Raw genomic sequence first — 11,377 nt, 5'->3', positions numbered from 1 at the left:
ATATTATTAATTTAATGATACTAGAAATATACTTACCAGATAATACGTAATATCTGGTAAGTATATTAAATAAGAAAATGGCCGCTTATAGCGACCATTTGATATTAAAAATACGAGTTAAGGGGTATGAATCGCGCCATCAGGAAGGCGACTTTGAGTCCACTCGTGGGGGCGATACATAACAGGGAACTCGGCTGCAACCTCTCGGTCGATTTCAACACCAATACCTGCGATTTCAGAAGCGTATAAGTAGCCATTAATTGGCTCTGCAGCGTTCGGGAATACCTTGTGTGTATTCTCGTTGTACTCGACATGTTCTTGAATGGCAGCATTGTGTAAATGCACATTCAAATGCGTGTTTACCGCTGCGCCAATTGGCGTCATATCTGGCGGGCAATGCCATGCAATACGAACACCGAAGTTCTGACATAGATGGCCGAGTTTCAGAGCTGGGGTAATACCACCAATCTGTGAAACATGGCAACGAATGAAATCAATGCGGCGGTTAGCAATCAATGATTTCCACTCTTCAGGGTTATTAAATAACTCCCCTAAACCTAATGAAACTGAGCTCTGGCTGCGAATATTATCCAACCATTCCGTTTGATTTGGCGGCAGAATATCTTCAATGAAATACGGCTTATATTGCTCGACTTCCTTCGCAAATTGTATCGCTTGGTTCGGGAATAGGCGCTCATGAACATCATGAAGAATATGGAATTGGTTACCATATTTCTCTCTCAGCGACTTAAACATCGTTAGAGTATTGTCCATGTACTGATCTTGGTCGTAGTACGAACCTTCAGTCGGGTTTTGAGTGGTATGCAAATCCGTTGGAACGCCGCCATAGAAACCAAGCTGACAACGAATGTGCTTGTAGCCTTTGTCTAGGAAAGATTCCACCAGCTCATAAATCCCTTCCATCGTGTCGCTCGTCGCGTGTGTGTATACAGGAATAGCATCACGAGACTTACCACCAAATAACTGGTGTAACGGCATACCCGCCAATTTGGCTTTAATATCCCACAGTGCCATATCAACACCGGAAATTGCATTATTGATAACAGGGCCATTTCGCCAATAAGCGTTGACCATCATCATTTGCCATAAGTCTTCAATATTATTGGCGTTTTTACCAATAAGAATAGGTTTTAAATATTCATCGACCATTGTTTTTACAGCAAGCGGTCTTTGTTGGAATGTCGCACAACCAAACCCTGTCACGCCTTCATTCGTTTCAACTACCACGGTAATGAGGTTGTGTCTGTCTGGTTTAGTAATAATACAATGGATATCAGATATAATAGTTTCTTTCACAATTAAATAACCTAAACTTAAGTCAACTCCTATTATCTAACCGCTTTAAAAACCACATTTCAAGCGCTAATTTTGCGTAAAAATAATTGGTACGTTAAGTGATTTTTTTTGATAACCAAAACATACCAATTGGCCAAAAACGGTGAAAAAATAATTTTTCGGATTTTAAGTGTGATTGAGATCTCTTTTTACTCCGTTGGATTTAAATTGGTTGTCGTTATGATTGCTCGAGTTAAATATATTCCAATAACAGGTGTAGTATGCAAATGGTAGAAAAAAGTGATGCCGTTATTAATAACTCGAAGTCATCATCGAAGAAGAAAAATTTCAAAGAAAATATACAGTTATTAATCACTGCACTTGGTGGTGAAGACAATATCGTGAGTATCACGCACTGTATGACAAGGCTGAGATTCAAATTAGCAGACGAGTCGCTGGTAGACGAAGAAGCAATCAAGCAGATCGCAGATGTGAAAGGTGTGGTACTTCAACAAGGCCAAACTCAAGTCATCATCGGTGTTGAGGTCGAGAAGTGGTTCAACGCGCTATCAAACACTCAACAAGCTGACGCTAATCCGGCTGATGAACTAGAGAAAGGCAAGCTGTTCCAAAGCGTGATGCGTATTGTCGCAGGCATCTTTGGTCCGGTTGTACCCGCAATCGCTGGCGCGGGTATGTTGATGGGCCTGTTGTCTGGTCTTATTGCAACCAATGTTATCTCTGAAACCTCAGACACAGTTTATTTCTTCCGCTCGATCTCTGTTGCTGTGTTCTTCTTCTTACCTATGCTGGTTTCTTTCTCTGCCGCTAAGGTATTCAAAGTAAACGAATACATTGCGCTTGCTGTCTCTTCAGCAATGCTAGCGCCTCTGCTTGTTGATAAAGCAACAATGCTAAAAGACGCAGGCGCTGCTCCGGAGCTGACCGTTCTTGGCGTGGTTCCTATTGAGCTGCTCAACTACGGCGGCGCGATTGTTCCTGCGATTCTAGCAATCTGGTTATTGTCTAAAGTGACTCCGTTAGTTGACCGCCTAGTTCCTTCTTCTGCGAAGCCTGTATTTACACCACTGCTTGCCTTTACGGTAACTTCGACCATCACGCTATCATTTGTTGGCCCTGCTGGTATCTGGCTAAGTAATGGCGCAGGTTGGGTGATGAGCTCACTACTGGAAATCTCTCCGACGTTAACAGGCTTTGTGTTTGGTCTAACTCGCCCGATCACCATCGTATTTGGTATCCACCACAGCATGACGCCAATCAGCCTGAACAACTTTGCACTGTATGGTAAGGATCTACTTATGCCAATCATGTGTTTGGGTAACATGGCAATTGCTGGCGCGACAATGGCTATCTGGCACAAGCAACGTAAAACGGTTTCTAAAGAGCAATCTTCAATTACGATGGGCTCAAGTGTTACCGCTATCTTAGGCATCACGGAACCGGCTCTATTTGGTGTACTCACGAAATACACCAAAGCGATGATGACCGCGAGCTTGGCTGCAGGCTTGTTCGGTGCTATCTCGGTAACAATCGATACGCACTTAACAAGCTACATTCTTTCTTCTGTATTCAGCTTGCCAGCTTACCTTGCAGGCGGTACGCAAAACTTCATTCAAGCACTGATGGGCGTGGTGGGTGTATTTGCACTGTCTTTCGTCCTAACGATGTTGTTCGTAAAACTAGACAACAAGTAATCGGCTAGTCTCACTCCCGTAAGATTAGAATCGAAAAAGCATGACCATATCTCATTATGGTCATGCTTTCCTCAATACGAACAAACCCAACCTTTCCTTTCTAAGGCTATATTATGACCCACATCGCAATCATCGGTGAGTGCATGATTGAACTGAATGGGGCTCCATTTGGCGACATGCATCAAAGCTATGGTGGAGACACATTAAACGCGGCAATCTACTTGAACCGCAGCGCTGCGGTTAGCAACCCCATGAACTGCAATAACACTGCGAATCCAGCGATGCGAACTAGCTATGTCTCGGCGCTTGGCTCTGACGCTATCAGCCAAGAGATGCTTAACCGATGGCAAGATGAAGGACTATCAACCGAATTCGTGCTTATTGACGAGCAGCGTTCACCCGGGCTCTATCTCATTCAACTCGACGATGTTGGTGAGCGCACCTTCCTATACTGGCGCAACGATTCGGCGGCTCGCTACATGGTACAGCACCCCGATTTCGATAAGATAGCCAACCAACTTCACGATGTTGATATGGTGTTTCTGAGTGGTATTTCCCTCGCGATATTGCCACACAGCGATCAGTTAAAGTTACTCACTATCATCGAAGGCCTACGTGAACATGGCGTTACCATCGCCTTTGATAGTAACTATCGACCAAAGTTGTGGAGCTCAGAGGCCGCAACTAAAGAATGCTATCTATTAGGCTATAAAACGACCGATATAGCCCTAGTCACATTCGATGATGAACAACTGTTGTGGAGCGATCAAACGCCACAAGACACCATAACAAGGCTGCATACGCTCGGTGTCAAAACCGTTGTTGTCAAGCTTGGTGCTGAAGGCTGCTTGATCAGCGAAAACCCCGCAAATGAGCCAGTAAAAATCACAACGACACCTGTCGAGACTGTGGTTGATAGCACCTCTGCTGGCGACTCTTTTAACGGCGGTTTCTTATCTTGCTATCTCGCTGAAGGTTCTATTGAAGAAGCCTGCCATCAAGGTAATGCATTAGCCAGATTGGTGATTCAACATAATGGCGCAATCATCCCAAAATCCATCACCGACACTCTTTCAAACTGATATTAAGAAGTAAACCCATGTCTACAATTAACGAACAGCTAAACGCACTTAAAGTTATCCCTGTTATCGCCATTGATAACGCAGAGGATATTATCCCTCTAGGCAAAGTATTGGCTGAGAATGGGCTTCCCGCCGCTGAAATTACGTTCCGTTCAGACGCCGCTGTTGAAGCTATCCGACTGCTTCGCCAAGCACAGCCTGACATGCTGATCGGCGCGGGCACCATCTTGAACCATAAGCAAGCACTCGCAGCAAAAGAAGCGGGCGCAACGTTTGTGGTATCACCGGGCTTTAACCCGAACACAGTTAAAGCATGCCAAGAGATCGGCATCGATATCATTCCAGGTGTGAACAATCCAAGCACCGTTGAAGCGGCATTAGAGATGGGCCTAACAACCTTGAAGTTCTTCCCAGCAGAAGCATCTGGCGGCATCAGCATGGTGAAATCGCTCGTTGGCCCATACGGCGATATTCGACTCATGCCTACAGGCGGTATCACGCCATCAAACATCGATAACTACTTAGCAGTGCCTCAAGTATTAGCCTGCGGTGGTACATGGATGGTCGACAAGAAACTCGTTGAAAATGGAGAGTGGGATGAGATTGCCCGCTTAACACGCGAGATTGTCGAGCAAGTGAATCACTAGTCTATGTCATTCAGGTAAACAGAGCCTGTTTAATTTCTAACAATAAAGCCACAGCACTTTGGTGAGGCTTAATTATATGATCCGCCTCACTCTCAAGCCCTTAAGCTTAGAGTCGGCTCTCAGAGTGAGGTGAACCAAATATCTTCTATCCATACTTTAGGTATCGACCTAGGTAAACATTGCTTCTATGCTATCGCACATAACCGTTGTGAGGTGGAGGCGCTTCGTCGCAACCGACTCTTAACCTTTCTAAGTGAAATAGAACCAGCAACTATTGCTTTTGAAGCCTATAGCGATACTAGTTTGATCTCACACAGAGTTTAACCTCAGCCAGCTGTCCAAAAAGGAGTCATAAAGCAACAGAACTAACACTCACAGAAAGAAGTGACGCTGAGTGGTTATCAAGGCTTACTTCTGCTCTACTGACCTTTATGAGCATTCAACCTTGGATGTCTTAACTGTTCAAAAAATACATTCACACAGACAAGTAATGGGACCCCTACTAGCATTCCCATAGAGCCCCATAGCCAACCCCAAAATACAAGCCATACAAATAAAATCAGCGGATTGAGACTAAACCTTTTCCCCAGTAATGTAGGAGTAACCAATTGGCTTTCTATCAAATTAATCGCCAGGAAGATCGCAGCGACCGTCAATGCGTAGCTAAACGACTCAAACTGTATAAAAGAGACTAAAGCAAAGCACGTAACTGAAACCATCGGGCCAAGATAGGGGATAAAATTCATTAAGCCTGCAAAAGCGCCCCAAAGGAAAGGGTCTTGCAATCCCATCATATAAAAAGCAAAGCCAACAGTGAGTCCTAAGCAAACATTAATGATGGTGATGGCGCCTATGTAACGAGACAAATCCTTTTGAACAACTTTAACCAATTCAACAGCCCTACGCTTATCTGAAAAGCATTCAAAAAGAGATAAGCTTTGAGAATAAATTTTTCGACCGTAATTCATCATGAAATACGCCATAAGAAACGCAACCAACAACTGAGTAACAATGGTTGGTGTTGTCGTAAGCACTGATTCTATAATGGAAAAAGCCGTGTTATTGGTAAGCCCATCATTGGTAACAGTACTACTCATGGAGAACCCGGTGGCGTCAGTTAAGCGACTGTTTTGAGTAACCTCACTCACTTCATTAGATACATTCTCAACCAACATTGGTAATTTTGACCACCATTGCTGAGCGGGCTCACTCAACATATTCAAACTAATCACAACAAAGCCAATAAAACCAATAAGTACAGCCATTACGTTAATGACTCGAGGGATACCGAAGCGAGTAAGGTAGTTAACTAGAGGGCTACATAGCAAAGAAATAAAAGCACCAAAGATGATTGGCAACAAAAATGGCTTGGCGATATGTAATGTAAAAATAGACATCATGAGAACAGCAAGGAGCATAAAACTAGTTTGCAACACACTTCGTTGTCTAAGAATACTGTATTTTTTTGATGTCATTTTATTCCTATGAATAGGAGGTTTTGTTTTTGAGGCTTCGTCAATTTGAATCAGGCACTCGATACCGTCAGCCAACACTAACTTGAATTAAAAATGATGGTTACTTAAGTAAATTAAGTATTAGCGATAGCTGTTTATAACCAAAAACAGACGATTTAAAACGATGAGTTCGATTCAAAATTACAACACCAAGGCCTGTGATGCCAAGAGCATACAAGGGGTACTTGTGAACAAACTCTTTTCCTTTGTGACGAATAAGTCCCATACAAAGTGCAACTTGACGAGCTCTACTTCTCCCCTCAAGTCTTTTCATTTGAATCTGTCTTTGTCGATTCTTGAGTGCTGACATGTAACCCCTCCTTCAATTGCTCTTTCGTACATTCAAAACCTATAAATTGCTTTAAGTAACTAGAACGAAGTACCAAGCATATTAGAATCAAACCGAGTGTGAATATAAACGCGCCGTAACCCGCTAACAGATTCAAAGTGAAGTAGTAGATCACTACTCCAGCACCGACGGCGATACTAAAAAGAAACAGCGGTAACAACGCAACAAAGAGGAGCTGAAACACAAGACGCTTTTTAAATGCATCAACACTATTGCGAAACTCCAATAAGAAAAGCTCTAAGGTCGATTGAGACCATTGCTGGGTATGTGTCTGTAATATAGCTAAGTCTTTCCACAATCCATTTAACTCAGAAGCAGAACGTTTAAGATCATCCACCTTACGATCGCTCGATTTATCATTGGCAGAGTTTACTGGATCATTTTGACTATTTACCTGCATAACGGTGCTCTCTCAATTGCGATGTTGATATATGGCTATTTGATTAACTTCGAGACAGCCCAACCAGCGAGAAACGCACAGCCAACACTCAATAATGGACGCTCTTTAATGATGTTTTCCGCTTTCTCAGACGTGTTCTTCACACTTTCAGAGCTGGCCTCGAGAGTTTCATGGACCGCCTCTTTCACATTTTCGATAACTTCTACTGCGGCCTCTTCAGCTTTTTCATAAGTTTCTTCAATTTGTTGTTTGGCTTCTGAATTTTTAGCGTTTGACTTTGGCATAAGTTTTCTCCTTATTTGATTATCATAAGCCAGAGAATAATATTAATCTCTAGCTACTTTAATAATCAATGCTAGCATCGTGCCAACTTTCACAAGTACCAGAATAATTGAAGATAAGCTCCCATATCATTAATAAATGGCATTAATCAATGTAATAATTTCACTAGAAAACATCTATTAATGTATTTTTTACAAAAACAAAGTAAAACCTTAGACGAAACAAGCTGAATATAGGGTTATTAATTGGCATAAAAAATGCAATAAACCAAATACAGCTTAGAACCAAATGAGGATTCATGAGAAACCAAAGTATATTATCTATTGTTAACCTGATAAAAAGTGGAAATATTATTTACGAAAAAGCGATATCCAACATAAGAAGTGAAAAGATGGCAAAAAATCTTTTTGATATCTACACGGTAAAGAAATGTGCAGAGTTAAAGTTACAATCTTTAACTTACTACTCAAAAATACATCAAGAACAGATACCCGCTAGTTATACGATAAATGCCAGAGAGCGCTGTATTGAAGCGGAAGATACAAAAGGTAAAAACAATCAAGAGCTCTATTTAAAGCACCTAGAAGGTGTCGAGACAAAGATCATTTCCGACATTGAATCACTGCTAGAAACTAACCCTGATTTAGAAGGGAGAAGAAGATTAAAAGTGGTAAAAAATGAAATGGAATCATGTCGAGACCAAATACACAACATGCGTCAGAATTAGTTATTAGCGAATGATGGTTGGAAATCAGAATCAAAGAAAAGGCTTATTTTAATTATTATAAATCAACTGAAATTATAAATACTACTGAGATAAAAAGGAGTAATGATATGTTGTTTAAAAAGGACAATGATCCCCTTGAGGTAATTCACTATAAAGGCATAGAAAAAATACTATGTACATTGAAAGATCACTACTTCTCATGTGTTGACCTAATTGAACAGAAAGCACATGGGAACATTGCAAGAGCTGCAAATCGATTTATAAAAGTTGAACGTTCATTAATAAACGAAGTAAACACCAAGTTCTGCATTAACAATGAAGTTAATGACAATGACATATTGAGTCAGCCCCCTGCGTTAATTGTTAGTTATAACGATATGTACCAGAGTAATTTAAGCCTAATTTCTTACCTCAAAAACACTATTAGAAAGTTTAACAATCAACATATGTCTGCTTTTTTCTCCTATTGGGTTGCGGCGTTGCAAGTTGAAAATGATGAGATAGCAAAGCATTTGTAACAGATATAACCCATCTAAAATAGATACGATTAATTAACTTGAGAAGAGAATCAAAGCCTACAACACAATCATTAAACAGTGGGAATAATCTAGGTTTAATTCTGATCTAATTCTGACATCACTCAAAATAAAAAGCGTCGAGGCATATTGCCTTGACGCTTTTTTACGAGAGGGACCGCTATGTTATTCTAGGAAGCGTCATCGACAGCCCCAGTCATCATTCTAGACAGACTTTTACCGCCTTTGGGATCAAAATCAAGTGTTCTAATCGGAAACGGTATTGTCATTCCAGCCTCTGATAATGACTCTTTAACCGCTATAATACCGTCGTGCTTTGCGTCCATATAACCAAAACCTCCTGGGTACTCAATCCAAAACCAAACCAATAAGTTAACGCTACTATCAGAAAAGCTTGAAGCGTAAACCGTCGTATCTTCTTTCCGACTAACATAAGACTTTTGGTTTATCGCTTTGGTTATCACCTCAGCGGCTCTTTTGGGACAGTCTGCGTAGGAAATCCCCACAGGGATCTCGACCCTTCTTCGTCCTTTTCGACTGTAGTTCGTCAAAATATTTCGGAAAACCATCTTATTGGGAATCATGACGTGTTGACCAGAGAACGTTTCAACCAGTGTATTTCGTAAGTTTATTTTGACTATGGTACCCATGACATCGTTGGAACCAACAACATCGCCAATTTTAAAAGGTTTACGAATACTCATTGTAATACCTGAAATGAGGTTCTCAGTCATATCTTGAAAAGCAAAACCGATAGCTAAACCTAGAATACCGGCACCGGCAAGCAACGATGTAACCGTACCTTGGAGCCCAACAAAATCTAACGCGACAAAAAATCCAATAGTAACAATGGTAACCTTAACAATAGAAGCCAGTAAGTTAATGACTTCTTGAGAGTCGACAACTCTATTGCTCAATCTTTTAAACAACTTACCGCTTATGTTGGCAACAAAGATAAAAATAAGAAACGTAACAAAAGCAACAATCAGGTTAGGGATAAGTTTAATTGCTTCAACTAACCAATGCTCTAACTTACCCTCTATCAGATGCTGAAACTTCTCTAAGTTAAAAGAGAGATTCATGTCCATGGTGTCTCCTTCTTATTCAATATGCGGATTATTCAATACATTCATGGAATACAAACCGTTAAGGCTTGCTTATCAATACTTATCTCCAGCGAATCAGCCGAATACGTCTCTCCATCAATCACGTATGAAATAGGTCGGTCAGAATCAATTTTAACGAGCTGTGCCGAAGCATAAGTAAAGTAACTAGCTTGTTCTTTCGCTCCGAGACTCGATAACAACAGATCAGATAGAGCGATAGCTCGTTTACTAAGTGAATTTGTGTTTTCCAAATAGGTAATATGCAGCTTCCCATCATCCGGCCTAGGAGGCTGTCCCCCTTGAGCAAGCACAGTACTAAAAGGGGAAGAGTTCGCCACGACCAAACTTTGTAATTTCATACTTTGTGATGGTTGGTCATCGATTGAAATTTGAAAGTGTTGATTATCGTCGGTGATTACTGCATTGAAGAACCCAGTCAAATACGCGAATTGTCCTTTTTCATTTTTTTGTTCTCGATGTGCGTAATCGATCATCTGTTCTTCAAACCCAATACCAAGAAGCAGTAATATTGGTTGTTGATTACAGAACGCCAGATCGATTCTTTTTGAGTTGCCAGATAAAATAGCCTCACACGCTTTTTCAACAGGCGATATTTTCGAGGTCAATCCATAAAGCATATGACATAGAGCGTTCGCGGTACCCAAAGGTATAATCCCGAGTTGTGTATCAGTCTTCCTAACTTGCCTTGCGACTTCACTAACCGTCCCATCGCCACCTGCAACGATAATATGCGCAGTATTCCGGTCTTTGGCCTGCTTAGCTAATATTTCTGCTGATACTTCTTGGCTAGTAAGAAAAATATCTAAACTGTACTTTCTCGTAAGTTCACGAATAACCTGTTGTTCATTCGCCAACCATTTACCACCACCTGCAACAGGGTTGGCAATAAGGCAAGCTTTATGGCCAAGAGTGAGCAAACCTTTATCACTGATTGCTTGAAGTGTTTTTAGTTGTAGATGGTTCAATTGGGCTGTACTTCGCACGTCGTTAATACTTTTCAAGACCTGCTCTACAGTAAGTGACGAATTTTTTGCTAAAAGGTAGGCAGCTACGACAAAGACAGAACGTCCTCGACCGAGAGCACAATGCACAACAACCGATCTAGATTGATTGATTTGGGTATCGATCCAATTTATAGCATGTTTAAGATTATGCGTTTTAGGGACTTTATGATCAAGAACCGGGGTGTTTAAATAGCGAAATTGATCACCGGTCATTGCACTTTCTAAACCAGAAAACTCAGCTGTAACATCTACAATACAATGGATGTTTTGAGATTCTAAGAACGATAAATCTGAAGGGAACAAACGACGAGATACATATAAACCTTTTCCAACCTTCTGTATTGGTTCAACTTTATCTCTTTTAATTGCCCATGTATTGTACAGTCGAACACCTAAGAAGAATGGAATGAAGATCCATCTAATCCACCACACTATTTTCCCATCGCTAGTCTTCCTAAATATTGACGGCATATCGAAGATGTAGGCAACACTAACGATGAACATCGACAAACTACACCAGGCAAAAACACCACGGATTATTAGCTGTGGTATAAGAGCAGCAGCAAAAAAACAAGCTATAGCAAGAAGCATATAATATTTAATAATAAACATGTTACGCCTTAATTTATCCGTGAATTTAAATATATTTATCCGTAAATTTATCTATCTCTAAATTAAATAAAAGAAGGGCTCAAGAA

The 11,377-nt window shown here is 40.9% G+C and carries 12 protein-coding genes; 5 read left to right on the top strand and 7 right to left on the bottom strand.

Going from position 1 to position 11,377, the window contains the following annotated elements:
- Positions 1-117: 117 nt before the first annotated feature.
- The gene (locus tag AB4623_RS21435) at positions 118-1,317 is read right to left on the bottom strand and encodes an enolase C-terminal domain-like protein (protein WP_004732372.1); all 1,200 of its coding nucleotides are present in this window, start codon (positions 1,315-1,317) and stop codon (positions 118-120) included.
- Positions 1,318-1,577: 260 nt separating this feature from the next.
- On the opposite strand from AB4623_RS21435, the gene AB4623_RS21430 reads away from it, so the two are divergent.
- The 3 genes from AB4623_RS21430 to AB4623_RS21420 all read left to right on the top strand — a co-directional run bounded on the left by AB4623_RS21430 (position 1,578) and on the right by AB4623_RS21420 (position 4,740).
- The gene (locus AB4623_RS21430; protein ID WP_372147348.1) at positions 1,578-3,011 is read left to right on the top strand and encodes a PTS transporter subunit EIIC; all 1,434 of its coding nucleotides are present in this window, start codon (positions 1,578-1,580) and stop codon (positions 3,009-3,011) included.
- A 113-nt stretch (positions 3,012-3,124) separates the two neighbouring features.
- Complete coding sequence (locus AB4623_RS21425; RefSeq protein WP_372147347.1) at positions 3,125-4,093, top strand: sugar kinase; 969 nt, start codon at positions 3,125-3,127, stop codon at positions 4,091-4,093.
- A gap of 17 nt (positions 4,094-4,110) precedes the next feature.
- Positions 4,111-4,740, top strand: a complete 630-nt coding sequence (locus AB4623_RS21420) for a bifunctional 4-hydroxy-2-oxoglutarate aldolase/2-dehydro-3-deoxy-phosphogluconate aldolase (RefSeq protein ID WP_372147346.1) — start codon at positions 4,111-4,113, stop codon at positions 4,738-4,740.
- 419 nt (positions 4,741-5,159) lie between these two features.
- Here AB4623_RS21420 and AB4623_RS21415 read toward each other — a convergent pair whose 3' ends face one another.
- From AB4623_RS21415 to AB4623_RS21400, 4 genes are all read right to left on the bottom strand, one after another.
- The gene (locus tag AB4623_RS21415; RefSeq protein ID WP_010431932.1) at positions 5,160-6,215 is read right to left on the bottom strand and encodes an AI-2E family transporter; all 1,056 of its coding nucleotides are present in this window, start codon (positions 6,213-6,215) and stop codon (positions 5,160-5,162) included.
- 100 nt (positions 6,216-6,315) lie between these two features.
- Positions 6,316-6,528, bottom strand: coding sequence for a hypothetical protein (locus AB4623_RS21410; RefSeq protein ID WP_016795981.1), 213 nt, complete (start codon positions 6,526-6,528; stop codon positions 6,316-6,318).
- Positions 6,515-7,003 carry a hypothetical protein gene (locus AB4623_RS21405; RefSeq protein WP_010431936.1) on the bottom strand — a complete coding sequence of 163 codons (489 nt, stop codon included), beginning with the start codon at positions 7,001-7,003 and terminating at the stop codon, positions 6,515-6,517. Before AB4623_RS21405 ends, AB4623_RS21410 begins: the two co-directional genes overlap by 14 nt.
- 35 nt (positions 7,004-7,038) lie before the next feature.
- Complete coding sequence (locus AB4623_RS21400; protein ID WP_010431939.1) at positions 7,039-7,287, bottom strand: hypothetical protein; 249 nt, start codon at positions 7,285-7,287, stop codon at positions 7,039-7,041.
- 296 nt (positions 7,288-7,583) lie between these two features.
- Between AB4623_RS21400 and AB4623_RS21395 the strand changes: the two genes are divergently transcribed.
- Entirely contained in the window at positions 7,584-8,012 is a 429-nt protein-coding gene (locus tag AB4623_RS21395; RefSeq protein ID WP_010431941.1) for a DUF2383 domain-containing protein, read from the top strand.
- 107 nt (positions 8,013-8,119) lie between these two features.
- Positions 8,120-8,530, top strand: coding sequence for a hypothetical protein (locus AB4623_RS21390; RefSeq protein WP_010431943.1), 411 nt, complete (start codon positions 8,120-8,122; stop codon positions 8,528-8,530).
- 188 nt (positions 8,531-8,718) lie between these two features.
- Here the strand turns inward: AB4623_RS21390 and AB4623_RS21385 are convergent, their stop codons facing one another.
- Positions 8,719-9,636, bottom strand: a complete 918-nt coding sequence (locus AB4623_RS21385; RefSeq protein ID WP_017065202.1) for a mechanosensitive ion channel family protein — start codon at positions 9,634-9,636, stop codon at positions 8,719-8,721.
- 41 nt (positions 9,637-9,677) lie between these two features.
- Positions 9,678-11,291: a diacylglycerol kinase family protein gene (locus AB4623_RS21380; RefSeq protein ID WP_372147345.1), complete on the bottom strand. Its 1,614-nt coding sequence runs from the start codon at positions 11,289-11,291 to the stop codon at positions 9,678-9,680.
- Between the last annotated feature and the right edge of the window lie 86 nt (positions 11,292-11,377).

Origin of the sequence: Vibrio sp. 10N.222.52.C12, assembly GCF_041474215.1 — a bacterium.
Lineage (GTDB): Bacteria > Pseudomonadota > Gammaproteobacteria > Enterobacterales > Vibrionaceae > Vibrio > Vibrio crassostreae_C.
The sequence above is the reverse complement of the archived record's forward strand: the minus strand, read 5'-3'. Positions and strand labels throughout refer to the sequence as shown.

Bases quoted from the DNA above. Each gene is read 5' to 3' on its own strand.
- AB4623_RS21430 (WP_372147348.1), top strand. From the start codon at position 1,578: ATGCAAATGGTAGAAAAAAGTGATGCCGTTATTAATAACTCGAAGTCA.
- AB4623_RS21425 (WP_372147347.1), top strand. From the start codon at position 3,125: ATGACCCACATCGCAATCATCGGTGAGTGCATGATTGAACTGAATGGG.
- AB4623_RS21420 (WP_372147346.1), top strand. From the start codon at position 4,111: ATGTCTACAATTAACGAACAGCTAAACGCACTTAAAGTTATCCCTGTT.
- AB4623_RS21415 (WP_010431932.1), bottom strand. From the start codon at position 6,215: ATGACATCAAAAAAATACAGTATTCTTAGACAACGAAGTGTGTTGCAA.
- AB4623_RS21410 (WP_016795981.1), bottom strand. From the start codon at position 6,528: ATGAAAAGACTTGAGGGGAGAAGTAGAGCTCGTCAAGTTGCACTTTGT.
- AB4623_RS21405 (WP_010431936.1), bottom strand. From the start codon at position 7,003: ATGCAGGTAAATAGTCAAAATGATCCAGTAAACTCTGCCAATGATAAA.
- AB4623_RS21400 (WP_010431939.1), bottom strand. From the start codon at position 7,287: ATGCCAAAGTCAAACGCTAAAAATTCAGAAGCCAAACAACAAATTGAA.
- AB4623_RS21395 (WP_010431941.1), top strand. From the start codon at position 7,584: ATGAGAAACCAAAGTATATTATCTATTGTTAACCTGATAAAAAGTGGA.
- AB4623_RS21390 (WP_010431943.1), top strand. From the start codon at position 8,120: ATGTTGTTTAAAAAGGACAATGATCCCCTTGAGGTAATTCACTATAAA.
- AB4623_RS21385 (WP_017065202.1), bottom strand. From the start codon at position 9,636: ATGGACATGAATCTCTCTTTTAACTTAGAGAAGTTTCAGCATCTGATA.
- AB4623_RS21380 (WP_372147345.1), bottom strand. From the start codon at position 11,291: ATGTTTATTATTAAATATTATATGCTTCTTGCTATAGCTTGTTTTTTT.